At 54.8% G+C, this 21278-nt stretch carries 19 protein-coding genes and 2 pseudogenes; 8 read left to right on the forward strand and 13 right to left on the reverse strand.

The genetic code is table 11. The features are described from left to right. Position 1 precedes the first annotated feature (1 nt). Both ACW9IR_RS05850 and ACW9IR_RS05855 read left to right on the forward strand, forming a co-directional pair. Positions 2-1621, forward strand: a complete 1620-nt coding sequence (locus ACW9IR_RS05850) for a DUF2300 domain-containing protein (protein ID WP_457462143.1) — start codon at positions 2-4, stop codon at positions 1619-1621. A 3-nt stretch (positions 1622-1624) separates the two neighbouring features. After that, complete coding sequence (locus ACW9IR_RS05855; RefSeq protein ID WP_457462145.1) at positions 1625-2437, forward strand: YfaP family protein; 813 nt, start codon at positions 1625-1627, stop codon at positions 2435-2437. 24 nt (positions 2438-2461) lie between these two features. On the opposite strand, the gene ACW9IR_RS05860 is transcribed toward ACW9IR_RS05855, so the two are convergent. From ACW9IR_RS05860 to ACW9IR_RS05895, 8 genes and pseudogenes are all read right to left on the reverse strand, one after another. Next, entirely contained in the window at positions 2462-2896 is a 435-nt protein-coding gene (locus tag ACW9IR_RS05860; RefSeq protein ID WP_007910907.1) for a hypothetical protein, read from the reverse strand. A 62-nt stretch (positions 2897-2958) separates the two neighbouring features. Continuing rightward, positions 2959-3516, reverse strand: a complete 558-nt coding sequence (locus ACW9IR_RS05865; RefSeq protein WP_457462148.1) for a hypothetical protein — start codon at positions 3514-3516, stop codon at positions 2959-2961. Positions 3517-3643: 127 nt separating this feature from the next. Beyond that, entirely contained in the window at positions 3644-4819 is a 1176-nt protein-coding gene (locus ACW9IR_RS05870; RefSeq protein WP_457462150.1) for a GGDEF domain-containing protein, read from the reverse strand. Positions 4820-5024: 205 nt separating this feature from the next. After that, positions 5025-6110: a type II toxin-antitoxin system antitoxin DNA ADP-ribosyl glycohydrolase DarG gene (gene darG, locus ACW9IR_RS05875; protein ID WP_102899868.1), complete on the reverse strand. Its 1086-nt coding sequence runs from the start codon at positions 6108-6110 to the stop codon at positions 5025-5027. Further along, positions 6107-6184 (reverse strand): annotated as a pseudogene (locus ACW9IR_RS05880) (type II toxin-antitoxin system toxin DNA ADP-ribosyl transferase DarT); the annotation flags it as partial. The gene darG and the pseudogene ACW9IR_RS05880, both read right to left, overlap by 4 nt. A gap of 383 nt (positions 6185-6567) precedes the next feature. Continuing rightward, positions 6568-7275, reverse strand: a complete 708-nt coding sequence (locus tag ACW9IR_RS05885; RefSeq protein ID WP_102899870.1) for a DUF4225 domain-containing protein — start codon at positions 7273-7275, stop codon at positions 6568-6570. Next, positions 7272-7768 (reverse strand): annotated as a pseudogene (locus ACW9IR_RS05890) (Hcp family type VI secretion system effector). Before ACW9IR_RS05890 ends, ACW9IR_RS05885 begins: the two are co-directional and overlap by 4 nt. Positions 7769-7850: 82 nt before the next feature. Next, entirely contained in the window at positions 7851-8138 is a 288-nt protein-coding gene (locus ACW9IR_RS05895) for a winged helix-turn-helix domain-containing protein (RefSeq protein WP_318264912.1), read from the reverse strand. Positions 8139-8411: 273 nt separating this feature from the next. On the opposite strand from ACW9IR_RS05895, the gene ACW9IR_RS05900 reads away from it, so the two are divergent. From ACW9IR_RS05900 to ACW9IR_RS05925, 6 genes are all read left to right on the forward strand, one after another. Continuing rightward, positions 8412-9965, forward strand: coding sequence for a type I restriction-modification system subunit M (locus ACW9IR_RS05900; RefSeq protein ID WP_457462151.1), 1554 nt, complete (start codon positions 8412-8414; stop codon positions 9963-9965). After that, positions 9962-11149 (forward strand): restriction endonuclease subunit S, encoded by a 1188-nt coding sequence (locus tag ACW9IR_RS05905; RefSeq protein WP_457462153.1) that lies wholly within the window; start codon positions 9962-9964, stop codon positions 11147-11149. The genes ACW9IR_RS05900 and ACW9IR_RS05905 overlap by 4 nt, the downstream gene beginning before the upstream one ends. A gap of 117 nt (positions 11150-11266) precedes the next feature. Continuing rightward, a complete protein-coding gene (locus ACW9IR_RS05910; RefSeq protein ID WP_457462155.1) occupies positions 11267-11983 on the forward strand; it encodes a hypothetical protein in 717 nt (238 codons plus the stop codon). 1 nt (position 11984) lies between these two features. Then, a complete protein-coding gene (locus ACW9IR_RS05915) occupies positions 11985-15395 on the forward strand; it encodes a DEAD/DEAH box helicase family protein (protein ID WP_457462157.1) in 3411 nt (1136 codons plus the stop codon). A 53-nt stretch (positions 15396-15448) separates the two neighbouring features. Beyond that, positions 15449-16213 (forward strand): YaaW family protein, encoded by a 765-nt coding sequence (locus ACW9IR_RS05920; protein WP_457462159.1) that lies wholly within the window; start codon positions 15449-15451, stop codon positions 16211-16213. Continuing rightward, positions 16206-17129: a hypothetical protein gene (locus ACW9IR_RS05925; RefSeq protein WP_457462161.1), complete on the forward strand. Its 924-nt coding sequence runs from the start codon at positions 16206-16208 to the stop codon at positions 17127-17129. Before ACW9IR_RS05920 ends, ACW9IR_RS05925 begins: the two co-directional genes overlap by 8 nt. Positions 17130-17473: 344 nt before the next feature. On the opposite strand, the gene ACW9IR_RS05930 is transcribed toward ACW9IR_RS05925, so the two are convergent. From ACW9IR_RS05930 to ACW9IR_RS05950, 5 genes are all read right to left on the reverse strand, one after another. After that, the gene (locus ACW9IR_RS05930) at positions 17474-18220 is read right to left on the reverse strand and encodes a S24 family peptidase (RefSeq protein WP_095122121.1); all 747 of its coding nucleotides are present in this window, start codon (positions 18218-18220) and stop codon (positions 17474-17476) included. A 224-nt stretch (positions 18221-18444) separates the two neighbouring features. After that, entirely contained in the window at positions 18445-18972 is a 528-nt protein-coding gene (gene ppa, locus ACW9IR_RS05935; RefSeq protein ID WP_003205933.1) for an inorganic diphosphatase, read from the reverse strand. Between the two features lie 112 nt (positions 18973-19084). Then, positions 19085-19897 (reverse strand): M90 family metallopeptidase, encoded by an 813-nt coding sequence (locus tag ACW9IR_RS05940; RefSeq protein ID WP_102899878.1) that lies wholly within the window; start codon positions 19895-19897, stop codon positions 19085-19087. Positions 19898-19901: 4 nt separating this feature from the next. Further along, entirely contained in the window at positions 19902-20552 is a 651-nt protein-coding gene (locus ACW9IR_RS05945; protein WP_007910892.1) for a DedA family protein, read from the reverse strand. Positions 20553-20781: 229 nt separating this feature from the next. Continuing rightward, positions 20782-21243 (reverse strand): GNAT family N-acetyltransferase, encoded by a 462-nt coding sequence (locus ACW9IR_RS05950; RefSeq protein WP_007910890.1) that lies wholly within the window; start codon positions 21241-21243, stop codon positions 20782-20784. Positions 21244-21278 lie beyond the last annotated feature (35 nt).

The following is a 21278-nucleotide window of genomic DNA, read 5'->3' on the forward strand; positions in this document are numbered from 1 at the left end:
CATGAGCCGGCCGCTGCTGTGGCTACTGATGTGTGTGATGCCTGCGCTGGCGACGGCGCAGGATGAGCCGTTGCGCGTGGCCTATAAGGGCGAGTTGTTGTCGTTGAGTCAGACGCAACTGATCAAGCGTGAACCGTTGCCGTCATCGCTGGATACGCCGCTGGGCAGTCTGTGGAAGTTGTTTGTCTACGCGTGGCTGGTCGATACAGGTGCTCGGGAGCCGGCGTATGAATGTCGCGGACAGTCGAAGGAAGAGGTTTATTGCTGCTCGGCGGGCGGCAGGATCGAGCGTGATCAGGCGTTGGTGAAATCCTGCGGGTTGTATTTTGAGCCGGCGCGGTTGGGCATCGCTTCTGCCGATTGGCGCACGTATTGGCAGGCACGGCAGGCACCTTCGTGGTTGCTCGACTTACCGTCGGTGCAACCGGCTACTCGGGTTTCCGTGGCTGACTTGCTGAAGGTGTTGTCGGTGCTGCCGGCGCAGGATCAGATGCGCCGCGTATTACTCGACGTGGTCCTGAACGCGGCTGACGGTAATGTCGTCGGCGAACTCGGCGGCCGCCTGCGGGTGAAAACCTGGAGCTGGCTCGGCGATCAGGATCCGCAGTCGCGCCAGGGTGGTTTCGCCGGTTGGACGGCGGACGGCTCGCCGGTCTGGGCGGGTGGGCGTGGCACCAGTCAGATAGTCTTGCGCCATTACGGGCAGGCATTGGCGACGATGTTGCCCGCGACATGGCCGGCCGAGGCGGGGCGTTGTGTCGAAGTCGGGCTGTTCTCGCGCTACCCGGTCACGCGGGTTTTGGCTGGCGAGCGCCCGGCGACTTCCGGTCCGCTGCAAGGCGACTACCGCGTCGAATTCGCCAATGGCAACGCGCTGGATATCCACAGCGACGGCGAACTGTTTCTGCTCAACGACAAAATCGTCGCAAGGCTTGATCGCGAAGAATACGTCGCCCGCGTACTGGAGCGCGAAGCCAAACCGGAACCTGCCGAAGCCGCCAAAGCCCTCGCCGTGGCAATCCGCACCTATCTGCTGCAAAACGCCACGCGCAACGGCGATTGCCTGAGCATCGATGACAGCAGCAATCGCCAGCGTGTCGCCCCGCGTCCAGCCACGGCCGAATCCCGCAAGATCGCCGCCTGGACGGCAGACCTGGTACTGGCCGGCAGCACCGTCACCTATCACTCCGATCAACCCGGCCCGGACAAACTCGCCTGGCAACAAGCCGTCGAGCAAGCCAATGCCGGTCAACGCTACGACGCGATTTTGCTGCACGCCTACCCGCGCGCCAGCCTCAGTCGCTGGGACAATCCAGTCGCCTCCTGCGAAGCATTGCCCGCAGCCCAAGACTGGCTGCAAAAACAGCGACGCGGCTGGCGTCCGAAGCTGGAAAGCGAAACCGGCTACAACGAAGTCAGCACATTCGCCGTGTGCAAACTGGCTTTCGGCAGGCCCTTCGTCGATCGCGAACGCCAACGTATTTACGTGCGTGGCGTGCTGACTCTGCAGGATCGCCTCGACCTGACCCACGAATATCTGCACCTGGCCTTCGAAGCACACCCCAACGGCCAGGATGAAACCTACATCGAAGGGCTCGCCCGTCATCTTTTGCTGGAATAGACCATGACACTCCGTTATCCACAGGTCTTGCTGCTGCTCTGCACCTTGACTGCGCTCTCGCCGGCCATCGCTGCCGACGGCGTCAAACTCGACACCCCAGTCGGCGGCTGGCGCAGCGGCGCACCTGAAGGCGAGGGCGAAAGCTTCCGCCAGACCGTCAACTACCCGGCCTCCTCGGTCAACACCCCGATTGGCCAGGCCAACACCGCACGCATCAGCGGCGAAATCAAAGCTGCGCAGAAAGGTAACGAACCCGGTCGCTTGATCGTCAATGGCGTGAGCATGCCGCTGAAAATCGACGACAGCGGCCGCTTCGACCGCCCGTTCTCCTTCCCCAACGGCAGCAACAGCGTCGAAGTGCGCAGCCCCGACGGTCAACAACGCCATCGCACGCAATTCCTCAACACCAGCGGCGGCGCCACCCCGGCCAAACTGCGCGTACTGCTGGCGTGGGACAGCGACGGCACCGACCTCGACCTGCACCTCGTCACCCCCGACGGCGCGCACATCTGGTACGGCAACCGCAGCGCCGCCAACGGCGCCGCGCTCGACGTCGACGTCACCACCGGCTACGGCCCGGAAATCTTCGCCATGCCGGCGCCGATCAAGGGCCAGTATCTGGTGTATGTGAATTATTACGGCGGTGGCTATCGCGGGGACGACGAGGGCGGCGATGAGGCGGTGCAGGCGCTGACCACGGCGCAGGTGACGGTGATTACTGAAGAAGGCACGCCGAGCGAGAAGATGGAGACTTTTCTGATCCCGATGCGCGCGGTGGGAGAGCTGACGCTGGTGAAGTCATTCAGTTATCCCTGAGCAGGTACTCGCTCAGGGATAGCACTAGAAACCGGGCGGAATGTAACCGGGTACGAACGGAACGTTGATGCATTTGCCATGAATGATTTTTCCGTCCTCGATCCTGAACAGTACGATCTTTTTGGCTTTATTGACGGTCGCTTCCAGTTTGCAGTCAGAGCTATGCCCGACCGTCTCGTAGTACTCGGTGTACACCATGCCGTTGCCGGTGTGATTCATTGAAGTGCCGGCCGCTTCGGTGGTGGTCCAGCTGGAGGATTTGAACCAGGTCAGGACGGCCAGATTTTCGCCGTTGGCACCGGTCTGTTTTTTCATTGAGTCAGGTTTACCGAACAGATCGAGTGCTTCCTGAACATCCCGTCCTTCCCAGCGCGACTGTGCAATCAGGTGGCAGCCATTAATCATTGAGACTGTGGCTGTTATCAGCAACGTCAGTAACGTTTTAGTCCATTGATTCATCATGACTCCCGGTGTCATGTGCGAGACGAAATAGCGCGCTGCAGCGCCCAGAAATCAGGCTGTTACTTGTTGCCCAGTATCGCGTCGAGGTTGTCCATCATCTGGCCTTTCTCTTGAATCGGTGCAAGTTTGAAGAACATCTGCTGCATGCCCTGAATCATCTGCAAGTGCTCCATCTTGCCCAATGCAATCATGTCTTTTTTCTCTGGAGTGCAAATGAAAGCCAAAGCGCGCTGGACCCAGAATTCTTTCGGCTGTTGCCATTGCTCGTTTACTTTCAGGTGCCGCAGCATGTAGGCAATTCGATCCACCGACTGGCCATTAACAAACCGCACCTTGTTGGTCTTGCACTGAACTTCCAGGTTGTAGGCATCGATCATTGGCTTGCCCGGCTCTTCATACACCAGCGTCACCGCCAGCATTTGCGCACCCTTGGTACGCGTCGACGGCACAACTGATGTGCTGTCGGCGACATACATGATGTTCTTGTGCGGAACGCCGTTGCCGTAAATGATCCACCAGTCGCCGACGGGGTTCGGCTCTTCCGCTGACGCTGAGGTGGCAGTCAAGAGTGCAGTCAGTAGAGCGAGGGATTTACTCAATCTGAAAAATGATGACATGGTGTTGCTCCATTCCTTGGCGCTTTTGTAATGCACAAAAACAGAATGGAAATTTAGTGGCGGGTGCCGGCTGGGGCAATTAGGGCGGATGTGCTAATGGCTTATTGAAATGGCCGTTTGTTGGGCATTAATTATCGGCAAGGCTCAAGTACAGCGAACGCAAAGTCTGTACACGATTACGCCCCTTGTCTTTGGCGCCGTACAGCGCCTGATCCGCTTCCGATAGCAGGCGTGACAAGTCGTAGCCGGATTCACGGGTAGTCACAACTCCGATGCTGACGCTGAGCAGCCCCGGCTCAAGAATCGACAATTGCGAGAACGAACGGCGGATCCGTTCGGCAATTTCCAGTGCAGTCTGCTCATCGCAATCGTTGAACAGGCAGGCAAACTCCTCACCGCCAATCCGCCCGCAAACATCTTCCTTACGCAGGCTCTCGGCCACGATCCGGCCGAACGCGATCAACGCCTGATCCCCAACGGGATGGCCATAGGTATCATTCAGACGCTTGAAGTTATCCAGGTCGCAAAGCAGCAACGCCGCCGGTTCTGCGTGTTGCTGGCTTTCAGTAAGCAACTGGCCGGCGTTCATCATGAACGCGCGACGATTGCCAATGCCCGTCAGCGGATCGCTGAACGCCGCCGCTTTGAGCTTGAGCTCTGCACGTTCCTTGACCATCGCCAGGGTGATGTAGGCAATGCCGATGACATACAGCATCGACTCGAACAGCATGAACGAGAAAAACGGCACACCCTCGCCAGTGCCCAGCAGCGCCTTTGTCACCGGCAGCCCTTCATCGGTCGCACTGCGAACGGCGTAGAACACAGTGTGCAGAACGGTCAGCACCAGCGCCGGCATAAACGCGACGTCCAGAGTGTGGCGGCTGCGCCAGAGCTCCAGCGTTGTCATCACGCCGTAACCGAATGCCAGCAAGGAGTAGATCAGAACCCGATTTGGCATCGACTCGTAGAAGGCGGGAATCAGGCACAAGGTCAGCCAAGCGAACGCGCCTGCCAGAATGCCGGACACTGACGGTCTGCGCCCGACCAGCGTGCGCATGGCCGTCCAGTTCATCGCTGCACTGAGCAATAGAACAACATTGCCGAACACAATCGGAATGAAGTCGACCCCTCGATCACGCCAACTGACCAATACCACGCCCAAGGCGCCCAGCAGCATCATGCTGCCGAGGTACGCCAGCGGCGGCTCACGGGTTTCGCGATACCAGGCGTGCAGCGTCAAAAGCCCCATCAAAAAGAAGACGAAGACCGAAACGACCAACAGGGTCGGGATATGCAGGGCCATTCCATGGATTTCCGTGAGGCTCAATACCGGAATCCGGCCGGTGGCGGGAATGCGGGTAAAAACAGAGGGGGTGGTTAAGGCGGGATTTAGCACTGTGGGGGATGAGGCTGGCAAGTGTTTGCGTGTGGACCTGAGGATTGCCTATGCCATTGCGATAGGCAGCAGAGCAATTGTCCTGCTGCAATTGCCCTGTTTCGCTCCATGGTCAGGCCGCCATGTTTGGACTGAAGCTGCTGGAAGTCAGGCGTTCGATCGCGATAGTCAGAGCTTGATCGTCGAACAGCTTGTTTTTCCGCGCTGCAGCGCTGGAGCCACCATCCCATTTCCTCAGTGCTTCGCGTAAAGCCGGAACGGTTGGCGCAACACCATCATGAATCAGCAACCAGTCGACCGTCGCTAGCAGCTCCATGCCAAAAGGAGATTCAAAACCATCGATCAATTCGGCCGTGCGCTCCAAAGCCTGGGAGTATTCCTTGGCTTCAGTCTTGAGGTAGGTCTGCAAAAAGGCTCTGCGATCTTGATCAAACCAAATCACATCAGTGTTCTCCGCATCACTGATGCGCTTGGCGCAATGCAAATAGCTCCCATCCAGATTGTTGAGCAGATGCTCCAATCGATTGGCATAGGGTCCGAATTTATGAGCGACGAATTTGAGATTCAGCGGGTTCTCAGTCCCCGGAAGTTTCTCGATTGCACGCTCAAGAAACCACGCCAGTTTTTGAATCTCGATCAGGCTGCATTCCATGCCCAGAACCCAATAACGTCGTACCAGCTCTGCAATCAGCGCCCGTGCCGGAGTGAGTTGCTCAACTCCGTTGCGTTTAGCGACGTTCAGATACTGATTGGAGGGTTCGAACACTAATACATCCACATCCAGATCACTCAGTACCTCAACTATTTGCTCGCGAACCTCGGGCCACTTCAGTCCACCATTACCAGCACCTAGCGGTGGGACGGCGACGGACTTCACGTCGTTTTCTATCAAGAAACGACGCAAGTCATGCAGACCTTCGGTTATCCAGGCCATTTGCGAGGGAGAGCGCCAGTGGCGTTTGGTAGGGAAGTTCACGATCCAGCGTGGGCCATCGAGTTCATTCGTGGCCGTCACGTGCATCTTGCCGGTTTCTACTTCACCGGCCTTGCACGCTGCCGCATACAGTCGGTAATTCTGCGCAAAGCGTTCTTTGAACATCAATGCGATGCCTTTACCCATCACACCCACGGTATTCACCGTGTTGACGAGGGCTTCGGTCTTGGCTTCCAACAGGTTGCCTTGGGTGAATCTAATCATTGGAAATACCATTTGGGGCGCGCATGGGCAGGTAAAGTCAAGCCTCTGGAGGCGACGTCTTGTTCTATGCATGCTCTGAGGGCGATATCGGGTGTCGTTTAGAAACGTCAGAGCGGATCCGGGTTTACGGTGAACTGAAAGCTGTGGCACAGTCAGAATCCGGAAAAGTGGTACGTAGCGACACGGCATCTGGCACTCACAGAACCTAACCAGTTATATAGAACATTTTAAAAGGAAGTTAACTTATGAAATTTGAAAGCCTTCGCTACTATTTGGCTCTGATTTTTTTGGTTCTTGGGTGCTCAATTCCTGTCGCGGGAATCGCAGTTTGGTTTGTGACTGAAATAATGCAAATTGCAGTCAGTCATCTAAATGTATTGTATATTGCTGCGTACATTGTTGTGGCTTGTGTTGGGTTTTACGTATATGGTAAAAGTCTTCGGAATATAATATAGAGCTAGTTCTGGTTGTTATCTTGAGTCTTTTTTAAGTATTCCGAATGTAGTGAGTCAATTGTTAGTGAGTCAATAAGCCCTTCAAAAAACATCGCCAGGCTACTCGTTTGTCTGTATGCTTTTTCATAGTTAATTGAGTCGTGCACAAATAGCTGTGTGGCCTCGGATTTTTTCACTGAGCGCAACAAGCCGAAACCGGATAAAAGAAAGTCTGTAGTGTAGTAGGCCATATTGCCTCTATGCTCCCCTCTAAAAATTGCTTGGTAGGCGGCCCTAGTTGGCCCTGTTATACTTTCGCCCTCAGGCCCATTGTGTATGTTCCCTATGCCTTCATATATATTGTTTACACCATGCCCCGCTAGAAGCGCGCCAGGTATCACGGCTAGACCGCCAGAAGAGGCCGAAATAGCCACACCCACCTCAACCTGCATAACACCTGCCGCCACTCCGATCCCGTTTTTTGCATAAAACCATGTCGCCTGTATTAGCTCGTCATATTCTGCTCTCAGCTCCTGTACCCCATCCCACGCAGTAATTACGCCCTCGTTAACATCCCGGATTATTTTATTTACGTAGTTAGCAATAAATGAGCTGAATTGCACCTGGGCCACGCTATCAGACAGGTACGTACCGCTCGCCGTACAGCCTAAGGACATCAGGTCCGAGGCTGCTTTCGTAACGTCGTGTATATCGCACGGTTGGTCACTCATACTTCGTTGTTCCACGTACTGTGTGCACTGGTGCCAGCCTGAACATGCGTCCAGGTAATATCGCGATAACGGATAGCGACAATTTCTTGGGGTTGACCGTCTGACATATGGATGGCATGGGGAACTTGAATGTTCATGTGTGCAATCCGTGCCCGAACAGTCGTACTGTAAAGTATTTTTCCTGGCTCCCCATCGGAGACGTTCGATAAAGATCAACGACGCATTCGACTTCCTCACCGTCATGCAATGCGCTGGCAATGAGTGGCGAAGATTTATCAATGTTTTTTGTGATAACAATGGGCATGTGCTGCCCGCGACCGCCTGTTACCGTTCCATCGCTACCGGCAACCATGTTATGGGAGTAAGCCAGTACCATGATTTCATCAAAGTGGCCAAGCTGACATTTGTTTCCGATAGAGTCCGGACTAGAGCAGCCCGACGAGATCAAACCTTGCTTTTTTCCAGTAATCGACATGTATCCGTGATTAGCCATGTGCAACCCTCCTTCGATTGGCTAATCACTGTATTACTAAAGCAAGCAAGTTGGCTGTAGGTCGTTTCCGAAACTTGCTCGATCAATAATCCTGCAGCTCATGTATTCCCTTCAGACTCAGTCGCGGCGCCCCGTAGCCACGTTTGCCACTGCTCGAAAGACCAGCACGTTTGAGTCGATCGTGCGCCCAACCTGAACGGTTTTTGTAGGTAGCCTGACCACTCGCGATAAGATCCTCACGCTGCGCTTCTGTTAATTGCAGCATTTTGGCTGCCGCTTCGTGGGCGTCCCGAGTAATTGCACCGTCGGGTTTTGTGGCGAGAAACCGCAGGATCGGCTCGATGAATTGATCGTAGGTTGGAACGGACATGGGCGCATCCCTGTGCTGATGGGTGTTTTTGAACTGACCGGCGGGCGAGTATAAATTAGCGCTCGCTGAGGATGCCTTCGAGCGTTAGCGCTGGTGCCGTGAATACGTAAGTCGCTGTGTCTCAGCACACTCACACATTGAATGGCTGACCGAAAAGGGTTTTGTCCTACAGAACATCCCTGCGCAATAAATTCCGCCGTCTGGCATACGCAAGCTTTGCCCAGGCGCTATCATCCCCCACTTTTTAGCGCCTGCTGAACGGGCGCGTGAGCTATGGAGCAACACACGGTGATTACCGGCGAACTCAAAAGCAAAATCGACGCAATCTGGAATGCCTTCTGGTCGGGTGGTATCTCCAACCCGATGGAGGTCATGGAGCAGCTGACCTATTTGCTGTTCCTGCGTCGTCTGGATGAGTTGCACACCCTGGAGGAGAACAAGTCCAATCGTCTGAAACAGCCGATGGAGCGCCGTATCTTCCCGGAAGGCCTCGACGCGCGGGGCTGCAATTACAACGATTACCGCTGGTCGCACTTCAAGAACCTGGCGCCGGCGGACATGTTTGAAGTCATCGCCGATCACGTGTTCCCGTTCCTGAAAACCATCGGCAGCGATGACTCCACCTACAGCCATCACATGCGCGATGCGCGCTTCACCATTCCGACGCCGGGGCTGCTGGCGAAAGTGGTGGACTTGCTCGACGACATCCCGATGGATGATCGCGACACCAAGGGCGACGTCTACGAATACATGCTCGGCAAAATCGCCAGCGCCGGGCAGAACGGTCAGTTCCGCACGCCACGACACATCATTCAGTTGATGGTTGAACTCACCGCGCCGCAGCCGAACGATGTGATCTGCGATCCGGCCAGCGGTACTTGCGGCTTTTTGGTCGCGGCGGGTGAATATCTGCGCGAGAAGAATCCGAGCCTGCTGCTTGACGCTGCGCAGCGAGAGCACTTCCATCACGGCATGTTCCATGGCTTTGACTTCGACAACACCATGTTGCGGATTGGCAGCATGAACATGATGTTGCACGGGGTGGAGAATCCGGATATTCGGTATCGAGATTCTTTAGCTGAAAGTACAACAAGTGAGGCTGAGCACTATAGTCTGATCCTGGCCAATCCTCCGTTTGCGGGGAGTTTGGATTATGAAAGTACAGCGAAAGATTTGCAGCGGATTGTTAAAACCAAAAAGACTGAATTACTATTTTTGGCGCTGATTCTGCGGTTGCTTAAGCCGGGTGGGAGGGCCGCCGTGATTGTCCCAGATGGAGTAGTGTTCGGTTCCAGTAAGGCGCATAGAGAACTGCGTCGTATGATTATTGAAGAGCACAAGCTCGATGGTGTAATAAAACTGCCAAGTGGCGTGTTTAAGCCTTATGCGGGTGTTGCTACTTCTATTCTTCTCTTTACCAAAACTAATTCGGGCGGGACTGATCACGTTTGGTTCTACGATTTGCAATCGGATGGCATGAGTCTGGATGATAAGCGTAATCCATTACTAGATGAATCCAAGTTAGGTGTGGTTCCTGCCGTTTCCTTGAATGAAGCGGAGCATAGTAAAAATAATTTACCTGATGTTTTGGCTCGCTGGCGAAAGCGGGGCGGGGCCGAGCGTAAGCAGAACTATAGTGAACAAAGTTTTTGCGTGCCATTGAAAGATATAGTATCCGCTGGCTATGACCTCAGCCTTAGTCGCTATAAAGTATTAGTGCGAGAAGAGGTGGAGCATCGTACACCCCAAGAAATTTTTTTAGCCTTGGATGAATTGGAGGCAAAAATTTCGCGAGAAATGGCGGAGTTAAGGGGGATGCTCCAATGAATAACTGGAAAACTTATCGACTAGATGAGTGTTGCAGAATCGTTGGAGGTGCTACCCCGTTAACAACAGAAAGGAATTATTGGGGCGGTGATTTGTTGTGGGCGACGCCTAAGGATCTTAACGGTTTGCGCTCAATATACTTGTCGTCCACTCCAAGAAAAATAACGGAACTTGGTCTTAAAAGCTGCGCTGCGGAAATTTTACCTGCTGGCTCGGTACTGCTTAGCTCCAGGGCGCCAATTGGATACGTGGCTATTAACTCCGTGCCTATGGCTACTAATCAGGGATTTAAAAGTTTAATACCTGACTTGAAGCTCGTAGATCCAAAATTTCTTTATTTTTGGCTTCGTAGTAGAAAGCCATACCTTGAAAGCTTAGGTAATGGTGCTACATTCAAAGAAGTCTCAAAGGCTATTGTTTCTCGCGTAGAGATTCAATTGCCGCCGCTTGATTACCAGAATTTTGCCGGCTCCGTAATGGAAAAGGCGGAAGAGATTATGGAGAATCGGCGCGTCTATATTGAACATGTAAATAGATTGATTGAGGCTGTTTTTGTTGAGTATTTTGGAAACCCTCATGATGCCTCCGGACGTTGGCCTGTCGCGCGAGTCGATGAAGCGGGAATAGTTCAGCTTGGTCGGCAGAGAGCTCCGAAGTACCAAACAGGAAAGTTTACAAAGCCCTATCTTCGAGTAGCGAATGTGTTCGAGGATAGGATTGATTTAGTAGATGTGCTTTCGATGGATTTTGATGATAATGACTATCGTCGATATCATTTGGAGTATGGGGATATTTTACTGAATGAAGGGCAGAGTACAGAACTTGTTGGTCGTCCAGCTATGTGGCGTAGTGAGATCCCTAATGCTTGCTATCAAAACACCTTAATTCGTTTTCAGGTTGACCGGGATAAGGCAGTTCCTGAGTATGCGTTGGCTTTATTTCTGTATTACTATCGTGTTGGTGAGTTTTCAAGATTGAGTTCAAAAACTTCGAGCGTTGCACATTTAGGCGCTGCGCGGTTTGCCGCCATGCCGTTCCCTTTGCCGCCAATGGAACTTCAGATCGAGTTTACTAAACGCCTGACTACTCTTAAAAATCTTAAAGTCAATGCTTCTGCGCACTTGAGGGAGTTGGAGTTACTGTTTTTCTCACTCCAACACCGCGCCTTCCGAGGCGAACTCTAACCCATGCGCGGCTCCCTGCTCCCTGTCTGGTCCCGAACCTGGCGCGAGCTCTGGAGCCCCTTGGCGCGGCACGGATCGGCGCCTGCCGATCTGTTCTGCGAGTTGTACCGGGCGTTGATGCCGGCCTTAAAAACGCCCCCATCCATACCCGCGCTGACCGAGATCATCGACGACCCGCCCCAAAGCGTTCGAACCTTCCGGCAGATCCGCGCCGATGACCTGATCAACGAATCATCCCTGCTGAGCTTCCTGCAAACAGCCTACGAAGTACTCGACGAACTGGCCGGCGACGCACTGGCCAATGCGTATTTCAATCGCCTCGCCAACTTCATCGACACCTACAACCTGAACTACGAACTACGGCGCCCCTGTCGGTTGTACCCGACAGTCCCCGGCCTGTTCGCCAATCTGGTTCAAGGCCTGCGCAACAGCAACGCCGAGCATCCGCACCTGCATACCCTGCAAAGGGATTTCGACGAAGCCTTTCGCGACCTGCACGACAGGGGCGGTGAAGGGCGAATCAAAACCTGCCTGCAGAAACACATCAATCTGCTGGAAGCCCTCGGTCGCAACAATCCGCAGGTCAATGAATACGCACTGTCGAGCATCTGCGACCAACTCCCGCATTGGCCTCACGCCAAGGTTCGCCAAGCGCTGAAAAGCCTCTATGGTTTCACCTGCGACTATCCCGGCATCCGCCATGGCGGTAAGCCCGGTAGCGTGGAAGGCAATATAGAGATGCGCGATATGCTGGCACTTTGTATCCTATTCACCGGATTCACTCCCTACCTGACCGATCGGCTGGACGTTGCCGCCATATTTCAAGGACGTTGATATGAGTAACTTTGCCTTCTTGCGCGCTGAATGGCCCGGGCTGCATGCCGAGGCGCTGAAGGCTGAAGCCAATGTGCTGGCGGATCCGCGCACGTCCTGCTTCTACGCCCGGCGCACGCTGGAGTTGTTGGTGGCGTGGCTGTTCCAGGCCGATCGCAGCCTGAAGCTGCCGTACAAAAGCGATTTGTCAGCGTTCCTGTTTGAGCCAACGTTCAAGACCCTGACCGGGCCGATGCTCCACGCCAAGATGGAAGTCATCCGCAAGCGCGGCAACGATGCTGTGCACAGCGCCCGCCAAGTGCGCGAGCAAGACGCCAAAGCGGTGCTCAGCGAACTGTTTCATGTGGCCTATTGGCTGGGGCGGCATTACGCACGCAGCGCGGCGGGCAAACCGGATGGCGCGCTGAAGTTCGACTCGGCGTTGTTGCCCAAGCCGCCGCAAATCGCTGCCACGCAAACTCAGGCGCAACTGCAAAAGCTTGAACGCGAACTCGCTCAACGAGACGCCGCGCTGGCGCAAGCACAGAAGAAAAACGCCGCGCTGGATCAAGAACTGGTCCAGCTACGTGCTGATGTGGCCGCTGCCAAAGCCGCCAACGCCAGTCAGCCGGACAACCACGATTACAACGAAGCACAAACCCGTGACCTGTTTATCGATCAGTTGCTGCACGAGGCAGGCTGGCCACTGAATGCCGCCCGTGATCGTGAGTTTGAAGTCGCGGGCATGCCGAACAGTAAAGAACAAGGTTTTGTCGATTACGTGCTGTGGGGCGACGACGGCAAACCGCTGGCGTTGATAGAAGCCAAGCGTACGCAGCACGACGCTCGCAAGGGGCAGCAGCAGGCCAAGTTGTACGCCGATTGCCTGGAGGCGATGTTCGGCCAGCGCCCGCTGATCTATTTCACCAATGGCTACGAACACTGGCTGTGGGACGACTTGCTTTACCCGCCGCGCCTCATTCAGGGCTTCCACAAGAAGGCCGAATTGGCGCTGCTGATTCAACGTCGTAGCAGCCGCAAGAAGTTGGGCGAGGCGACGATTGACCCGCTCATTGTCGAGCGGCACTACCAGCAACGGGCCATTCGCCGTATCGGTGAAACCTTCGAGCAGGATCACCAGCGCAAAGCGTTGGTGGTCATGGCGACTGGGGCCGGCAAGACCCGGACAGTCATCGCTTTGAGCGATTTGCTGATGCGCTGTAATTGGGCCAAACGCATTCTGTTTCTGGCCGATCGCGTGGCCTTGGTCAATCAGGCTGCGAACGCGTTCAAGAAGTTTTTGCCCAACGCGGCGCCGGTCAATCTGGTGACCGAGAAGAACACCGAGGGCCGCGTCTACGTTTCGACCTACCCAACGATGATGGGGCTGATCGATGAGAAGCAGGAAGGGCAGCGGCGCTTTGGTGTCGGCCATTTCGATCTGATCATCATCGATGAGGCGCACCGTTCGGTTTATCAAAAATACGGCGCGATCTTTTCCTACTTCGATGCGTTGCTGGTTGGCCTGACGGCGACGCCTAAAGACGAAATCGATCGAAACACTTACAGCCTGTTCAACCTTGAAAGTGGCGTCCCGACCGATGCCTACACTTTGGATGATGCGATCGCTGAGGGTTATCTGGTCAAACCGCGTGGGGTTTCTGTGCCGCTGAAATTCCAGCGCGAAGGGATCAGCTACGACGAACTGTCTGAAGAAGAGAAAGACCAGTGGGACGAACTCGAATGGGGCGAAGAGCAAGACGTTCCGGACGAGGTCAGCGCTGATGCGGTCAACCGCTGGTTGTTCAACACCGACACGGTCGACAAGGTGCTGCAGACACTGATGGAGCGCGGCCACAAAGTGGCGGGCGGCGATCGGTTGGGCAAGACCATTATTTTCGCCAAGAACAACGCACATGCTGAGTTCATCGCCGAGCGGTTCGACGCGAGCTATCCGGACAAGAAGGGTGCTTTCGCTCGGGTGGTGACATACAAAACCGATTACGCACAAACGTTGATCGATGACTTCTCGATCAAGGACAAGGCTCCGCACATCGCCATTTCCGTGGACATGCTCGACACCGGCATCGATGTGCCGGAAGTGGTCAACCTTGTGTTCTTCAAGATCGTTCGCTCGAAAGCCAAGTTTTGGCAAATGGTCGGACGTGGTACGCGATTGTGCGACGACCTGTTCGGGCCAGACCAGGACAAAGAGGACTTCTTCATCTTTGATTTCTGCCAGAACCTGGAATATTTCAATCAGAACCCTGAGCCAACTGAGGGCACGTTGAGCGAGCCGCTGGGGCAGCGTTTGTTCAAAGCGCGTTTGCAGGTGTTGGCGGCGCTGGATCGACGCCGAAAGAGTGTTGATGCCAGAGAGTCTTGCGGCACCTACTCCATCATCTATAGCGACGATGAACTACGTGATGACATTGCCCGTGGTTTACACGAACGAGTCAGTGCCATGACGCTGGATAACTTTGTGGTTCGACCAAAGCGTTACTGGGTTGAGCGGTTCTCCGCTGCCGGTATCTGGAAAGATCTCGGTGACACCCAATTGCAGGAGCTTGCTGAACATCTGTCCGGGCTACCCACCCAGTTGGCGGAAGAGGATGAGGAAGCCAAGCGTTTCGACCTTTTGCTGCTCAGACTGCAGCTATGTGTTCTCAATGCTGAGCCAGGCTTCGCCAACTTGAGCGAAAAGGTTCGGGAGCTGGCGGAGGCGCTGTTGGGCCAAAGCAACATCCCGGCGATTGCTGAGCATTTGCTGATGGTCGAGGCCGTGGCGAGTCAGGAGTGGTGGGAAGACGTAACGGTTTCGATGCTGGAGCAGGCGCGTCGCAAACTACGCAGCTTGATCAAATTGCTGGAAAAGGGACGAGGTGTTCGCGTCTATACCGATTTTGAAGATGAGCTGGGCCAAATCGACGAAGTGATCATGCCTTCGATGGTGAACCCGGCAAGTTTCGAGCGTTTTCGTGACAAGGCCCGTGCGTTCCTGCGGGCGCATCAGGATCATTTGTCCTTGCAGAAGCTGCGACGGAATCAGCCGCTGACTGCGCTGGATCTTGAAGCGCTTGAGCAGATGCTGGTTGAGAGCGGGGCGGGTGCAGGCGAGATCAGTCGAGCGCGTGAACAAGCTAAAGGCTTGGGTCTGTTCATTCGCTCCTTGGTTGGATTGGATCGCGACGCGGCAACTGATGCGCTATCGGGGTTTTTGGCAGGAAGAGCACTGAATGCCAGCCAGATCGAGTTCAGCAATTTGGTGATACAGCACCTCACGGAACATGGGGCGATGGATGCGAATCTGCTCTATAAATCGCCGTTCACCGATATCACACCTAAAGGTCCAGATGACTTGTTCGACTCAAAACAGGTGGATGAGTTGTTTGCGGCGCTTCAAAAGATCGAGGCTGGTGCCCGCGTAGCTTAAGGCTCATCACTGAATTTATAGAAATGGATAAAAGGATTAAAAGGAGCTGCACGATGACTTCAATTTCAACCAAAGACGTGATGTCAAAAGCTTCGAATGAGGATCTGAAACCTCTGGTCGAATACATTCTTAAAGCCAGTACTACTGAAAGCTTGTCTGGGAAAGAACTCTACAAAGCGCATAACCCCAATCATCAACGCTATCCCGGTCTGATACTCGATGAGATCCGTTTGTTCGGAGGCAATAGTTTCGTCAACCTCTTCCGCAGCGAGGGGCCGGAATACCATGAGGTTGTGAAGGATGTAGCCAGCAAATTTGGTGTTAAAGACATCGACTCATTCAGCCTCGTTCATCTCGAAGAAGCACTTATTCAGAAGATTTTGCGTGACGCGCTGAAAAAAGCTGAAGGGCAAGAGCGTGCAGACATGGAGGCTATTCTCAAAGAGGCCGGTCTCGGTAAAGGCGATTTGGGAGCATTGTTGTCCGGTACATCTCTCCTGACTTTGTTAGGTGCCAGGGCAGCAGGTGTGGTCACTTACCAATTGTCGGCAATCATTGCCAATGCCATGGCGAAACAGCTTTTGGGTTATGGCATCACGTTCGTCGCCGGCGGTGCGACTAGTGTTGTACTGGGGCGTGGTCTAGCAGTATTGATGGGGCCGATCGGCTGGATTCTCACTGGTGTATGGACTGCAATTGATTTGGCGGGGCCCGCATTCCGAGTAACCGTACCTTGCGTCCTGCATATTGCGATGCTCAGGCAAAAAATGATGTGTGCTCAGATGAGCTCGGCATTTGAGGGCGCTTTCGATGATTGATTTGAGCGTTGTATTCAAAGTGCCGGAGTGGCTTGCGGCTGGACTTCAGTCTGGTGAGCTTGAGCGTGTCGGCGGTGTTATCCGGGATAAGGTCACGAAAAAGGTCGTTGCCTGGTTGAGAGAGGGTGATTCCGTTAGTACTGAGCCGCCATCAGAAGTGCTTGATGGACAGCTGTCGAAGTTGATGATGCAAGGCCAAGTGTTGATGGGACTTCAAGTCGCCAACCTGGTTGTGAGTGCTGTCGGCTTTGCAATGATCTATCGGAAGCTCCAGGGCATTGAACGGCAGCTGTCTGTGATTGGTGATGCCGTTAACGATGTGAAGGCAAAACAGGAATGGCTTGAAGATAAGGATTGGATGGCTAAATTTGCACCTGTGAAGGCGGCGATGAGTACGCTGGCCGATTTGCAGCATTACGTTTCGCCGAAGCTGGTTCACGATAAATTATTCACAGCTGAAACTCAGTGTTCTGTGGCGCAAAATTACTTTCATGACGTGATTCGCAAGCTCACTTCGGATAACAAAGAGTATCTACGTGCTTTTGAGCTATCGATGAGCTATCGCTCATGGTTGGCCTCAGGACAGGGGCGAATTCAGGCGCTGTCGGAACTGGGTGAGCAAAAAGCTGCTCTGACTGTGGCTAAAAATCTCACTGCTGAACACGCTGAGTTTGGGAAAACCCTTACGGCGATTTTGAGCGATCCATTGCGACGTTTCGTTCCCGGAAACTACGACCAGCAAGCCAGCGCCAGTTTGATCGGCCTAGCCAATCAGGCAACCCAGGTTCATCAAGTATTGAAGGGGAATGTGCTTCAGCTTGATTTCATGCATGAGAACAAGCTGCTGCCGTCTGATTTGCCATCGGCTGAGGAGCTGGATCAGCAAGGAATGTTGATCTACCTCGCTAATCGCTAAGGGGCATTTTTAACAGGCATTAAAAAGCCGGCTTGTGGCCGGCTTCTCGGGGACTGGCTTGGCCTATTTTTGGTAAGCCTTGCCAGCCTTCAAAACGTACATCCGGATCTGCGTCCGGCTGTGGGACTTGGTCAGACGTTGGTCTGCCGCGTCGGGCGCTCTCTGAACCGCGGGGCGGGTCGATGCGCAAATGTGGGGCGCAGGATACTGAGTTTTGCTTGGGATTCCCAGCCTGAAGTGCGGTTTAGAGCGACTTCTACGCCAGAAATTGGGGATTTGTACCGATTATCAGGGCCTCATCGCGAGCAGGCTCACTCCTACAGGGAGCTTTGCAGGCCGTAAGATCAAAGAAACGGCACCACCGGCCGCCGCTTGCTCACTGTCGACCACCAGAATACCCAGCCCAATATATGGATCCGCTGCTCTTCAATCTGAGCCGGGCGGAACACTTCGTCCGGATATTCGGCGCTGTTGTGGCTGCGCAGGCGCAGGCCGTTGCCAGGCATACGGTGCAGGTATTTGATGCGCAGCATGCCGTCGTGTTCGATGGCATAGATCTCGCCGTCCACCACTTGAGTCAGGCCGCGATCGATGGCGACGATGGAGCCGTCTTCGATGCGTTCGGCCATGCTGTTGCCGATCATGTGCGCACAGATAGCATCGGCGGGGCGGATTTCCAGTTGATCAAGGGGCGCGCGCAGCAGCCGGATGGAGAGATCCGTATCCTGAATGACGTGGGTTTTGTCGGAGCCGTTGCTCAGTGGTGTTTCTTTGAAGAAGGCCAGTTCGATGTCGTTGGGATGGATGAATCGATAGGCGCCTTGGGGGTCGTGGGCATCAAAGCTGTCGCCATTGCTGGCAGGCTGATTCAGGCTCGGCGCTTCTTTTATGCCTTCGCCGGTTTTCAGCCATTCGCTGTTGACGGACAGCAGGCGTGAGACTTCTTCCATGCGATACGCCGGGACGCCCCGGGTGTACCAGTTGTGGACATTTTGGGCTTCCGTGCCCCAGAACTTTGCGAAACCCGTCGTGGAGATGTTCGCTGCTTCCAGGAGTGCCTTGAATCTTGGACCGCTAGTGTTCTTTCTCATAAACACGGAGTCTACGGCCGTGCCAGAGCGGTTTGAATAAACCGGGCGTTCAAAAACGGACTGAATTTTGCGACGGGATGTAAGACGTTCTTGTGGGAAATTACACAAGATAAAACTTTTCTGTAGTCCGTCATAAACACTATGTTTAAGGCGGCTTTTCCCCGAGCACAAAAAACCCCGGATCAACCGGGGTTTTCTTCAAGCATCACGCGTAGCGCAGGTGCTTAGCCTTTGTAGGCGGCGACCGACTTGGTGATCGCTTCGCGGGCGGCGTCAGCACCGGCCCAGCCTTCGATCTTGACCCATTTGCCTTTTTCGAGATCTTTGTAGTTCGCGAAGAAGTGCTCGATCTGCTGGATCAGCAGCGGTGGCAGGTCAGTGTATTCCTTCACGTCGACGTACAGCTGGGACAGCTTGTCGTGCGGGACTGCGATGACTTTGGCATCGCCGCCGCCGTCGTCGGTCATGTTCAGGATGCCGACTGGACGCGCGCGGATCACCGAGCCTGGAGCAACCGGGTAAGGGGTCACAACCAGCACGTCGAGGGGATCACCGTCGTCAGCCAGGGTGTTCGGGATGTAACCGTAGTTGGCCGGGTAGAACATTGGGGTGGCCATGAAACGGTCAACGAACAGGCAATCGCTGTCTTTGTCGATTTCGTATTTGATCGGCGCGTGGTTGGCCGGGATCTCGATCGCGACGTAGATGTCGTTCGGCAGGTCTTTGCCAGCCGGAATCTTGCTGTAGCTCATTGGGCGTTGCCCCCGTAGTTGACCAAAAACACTTGGCCGGATTGACCAAAAAGTGGCGGCGATTATAGGCATATTCTGCCGTCGACGCCATGTACCGAAAGTCGTGCAGAGCTTAGTCGTGCGCCTGATAGACCGGGTCTGTGGCCTGAAGTTGCCGCAACCGGCTCAACGGATCCTGACGGTAGAAAAGCTGCAGCTGCGCATACACCTGTGGATAAGCCTCGTGCAGCAGATCCGGGGCGCTGAAGAAATATTCGCTGGTGACCGCAAAGAATTCCGCCGGGTTCTCGGCGGCGTAGGGATCGATGGCGGTTTCGGCGTCCGGGTCATGGTCGAGCTGGCGGTTGAGGTCGTCGTAGGCGTGTTGCATCACCTCGGCCCAGTCGCTGACGCGCATGTCGGTGTGCAGCGGCGGCAGGCCGTTGGCGTCGCCGTTGAGCATGTCGAGTTTATGCGCCAGTTCGTGGATCACCAGGTTATAGCCTTCCCAGCCACCACTGGCCATGACGCCGGGCCAGGCGAGGATGATCGGCCCCTGCTGCCAGGCTTCGCCGCTGTGTTCGCCGTCCCACTCATGCTCGACACCGCTGGCGTCACGATGACGTTGCGGGCTGAGGAAATCGTCGGGATACAGAACAATCTCGTGAAAACCCTGATACCAATTCAGGTCGCCCAGATTGAGCAGTGGCAATTGCGCCTGGGCGGCGAGCAGCAGGCGTTGTTCCTGATGCAGTTCGACGCCGGGCAGGGCGCTCAAGTGTTTGTCGTCGAGGAACAGCACGCAGGCTTCGCGCAGCCACTGGTCTTCGGCAGCGCTGATGCCATCAAGAAAACTCAATTGATGGCGCACCCGTTGCCACATGTCGTCGGCAATCGGGTACTTCGCCAGAATGCGCCGGCGACGCCAGGCGCTCAGCGACCACATCGGCTTAGTGCGATTGCGCTTTGGTGCCGCCGAAACGGCTGCGAACCACACCGAGGATCATCGGCACCAGCGACAACAGAATGATCGCCACTACCAGCAACGACAGGTTTTTCTTGATGAACGGTACGTTGCCGAAGAAGTAGCCCAGCGTGACCAGACCGCCGACCCAGAGGATGGTGCCCAGCACGCTGAAACCGAAGAAGCGCGGGTATGGCATCTTCGCTACGCCGGCGACGAACGGCGCAAAGGTGCGGATGATCGGCAGGAAGCGCGCCAGCGTTACGGTCTTGCCGCCATGCTTGTCGTAGAAGTCGTGGGTTTTTTGCAGGTAATCGCGACGGAAGATTTTCGAGTTCGGGTTGCTGAACAGTTTTTCTCCGGCCGTTCGTCCGATCACGTAGTTGGTGCTGTCGCCCAGGATGGCCGCGAGCATCAGCAGTCCGCCCAACAGCACCGGATCCATGCCGCCGCCAGCGGCAACTGCACCGGCGATGAACAACAGTGAATCACCCGGCAGGAAAGGCATCACGACCAGACCGGTTTCACAGAAAATCACCAGAAACAGGATGGCGTAGATCCATGGCCCATAGTTGTTCACCAGCAAATCGAGGTAAACGTCGAGATGCAGGATAAGGTCGAGCGGGTTGAAATCCATGGAGGCACCTGTATGGCGGCCCGACTCGGCAGGCCTGTGCGGATGACTTCGTGTAAGCCTACAGCGGGGTGTAGTTTTTCTTACAAGCCGGAAAGCTCGGGATTATACGGTCTGAGGGATGAAAAGCGTGTTGGTTTTGTAGCGAGGGATGTCGAGGTGTGAACAATTGTCAGGAAGCAGCCAGCATGTCTGAGGGAGCAGGCTCCCCCATCACACGTTGCGTTTGTAATCAAAGCTCTTCGCTGATCGGCAACACGTAGTTCTTGAACTCGGTGTCTTCCTTGAACCCGATGGATTCGTAGGTTTTCTGCGCCACTTCGTTGTTGCTGCTGGTAGAGACGCGCATGCGCACGGCCTGGGTTTCCTTGGCCATTTTCTTCGCGGTACGGATCAGGTTGTCGGCGACCAGTTGGCGGCGGGCGTCTTCGGCGACATAAATGTCGTTGAGGATCCACACGCGTTTGAGCGACAGCGAAGAGAAGCTTGGATAGAGCTGACAGAAGCCCATCAGTTTCTTGTCGTCATCATCGGCCAGGGCCAGGTAGATCACCGATTCCTTGCGGCGCAGGCGCTTTTCAAGGAAGGCGCGTGATGAATCCGGGTAAGGCAGGGAACCGTAGAACTCGCGATATTTGACGAACAACGGAGTCAGTAAGTCCAGATGTTCGAGGGTCGCTTGAATAATCCGCATGATAGGTCTCGTCTTCAAGTGGCTGTCTTCAACTG

Source organism: Pseudomonas sp. SDT291_1_S447, from assembly GCF_054070155.1.

What these genes read in the sequence shown, in the direction of transcription:
- ACW9IR_RS05925 (WP_457462161.1), top strand. Translation starts at nt 16,206, where the DNA reads ATGATTGATTTGAGCGTTGTATTCAAAGTGCCGGAGTGGCTTGCGGCT.
- ACW9IR_RS05900 (WP_457462151.1), top strand. Translation starts at nt 8,412, where the DNA reads ATGGAGCAACACACGGTGATTACCGGCGAACTCAAAAGCAAAATCGAC.
- darG (WP_102899868.1), bottom strand. Translation starts at nt 6,110, where the DNA reads ATGATTAGATTCACCCAAGGCAACCTGTTGGAAGCCAAGACCGAAGCC.
- ppa (WP_003205933.1), bottom strand. Translation starts at nt 18,972, where the DNA reads ATGAGCTACAGCAAGATTCCGGCTGGCAAAGACCTGCCGAACGACATC.
- ACW9IR_RS05860 (WP_007910907.1), bottom strand. Translation starts at nt 2,896, where the DNA reads ATGAATCAATGGACTAAAACGTTACTGACGTTGCTGATAACAGCCACA.
- ACW9IR_RS05905 (WP_457462153.1), top strand. Translation starts at nt 9,962, where the DNA reads ATGAATAACTGGAAAACTTATCGACTAGATGAGTGTTGCAGAATCGTT.
- ACW9IR_RS05915 (WP_457462157.1), top strand. Translation starts at nt 11,985, where the DNA reads ATGAGTAACTTTGCCTTCTTGCGCGCTGAATGGCCCGGGCTGCATGCC.
- ACW9IR_RS05885 (WP_102899870.1), bottom strand. Translation starts at nt 7,275, where the DNA reads ATGAGTGACCAACCGTGCGATATACACGACGTTACGAAAGCAGCCTCG.
- ACW9IR_RS05850 (WP_457462143.1), top strand. Translation starts at nt 2, where the DNA reads ATGAGCCGGCCGCTGCTGTGGCTACTGATGTGTGTGATGCCTGCGCTG.
- ACW9IR_RS05945 (WP_007910892.1), bottom strand. Translation starts at nt 20,552, where the DNA reads ATGGATTTCAACCCGCTCGACCTTATCCTGCATCTCGACGTTTACCTC.
- ACW9IR_RS05950 (WP_007910890.1), bottom strand. Translation starts at nt 21,243, where the DNA reads ATGCGGATTATTCAAGCGACCCTCGAACATCTGGACTTACTGACTCCG.
- ACW9IR_RS05855 (WP_457462145.1), top strand. Translation starts at nt 1,625, where the DNA reads ATGACACTCCGTTATCCACAGGTCTTGCTGCTGCTCTGCACCTTGACT.
- ACW9IR_RS05870 (WP_457462150.1), bottom strand. Translation starts at nt 4,819, where the DNA reads ATGGCCCTGCATATCCCGACCCTGTTGGTCGTTTCGGTCTTCGTCTTC.
- ACW9IR_RS05895 (WP_318264912.1), bottom strand. Translation starts at nt 8,138, where the DNA reads ATGTCCGTTCCAACCTACGATCAATTCATCGAGCCGATCCTGCGGTTT.
- ACW9IR_RS05940 (WP_102899878.1), bottom strand. Translation starts at nt 19,897, where the DNA reads ATGTGGTCGCTGAGCGCCTGGCGTCGCCGGCGCATTCTGGCGAAGTAC.
- ACW9IR_RS05930 (WP_095122121.1), bottom strand. Translation starts at nt 18,220, where the DNA reads ATGAGAAAGAACACTAGCGGTCCAAGATTCAAGGCACTCCTGGAAGCA.
- ACW9IR_RS05865 (WP_457462148.1), bottom strand. Translation starts at nt 3,516, where the DNA reads ATGTCATCATTTTTCAGATTGAGTAAATCCCTCGCTCTACTGACTGCA.
- ACW9IR_RS05920 (WP_457462159.1), top strand. Translation starts at nt 15,449, where the DNA reads ATGACTTCAATTTCAACCAAAGACGTGATGTCAAAAGCTTCGAATGAG.
- ACW9IR_RS05910 (WP_457462155.1), top strand. Translation starts at nt 11,267, where the DNA reads ATGCCGGCCTTAAAAACGCCCCCATCCATACCCGCGCTGACCGAGATC.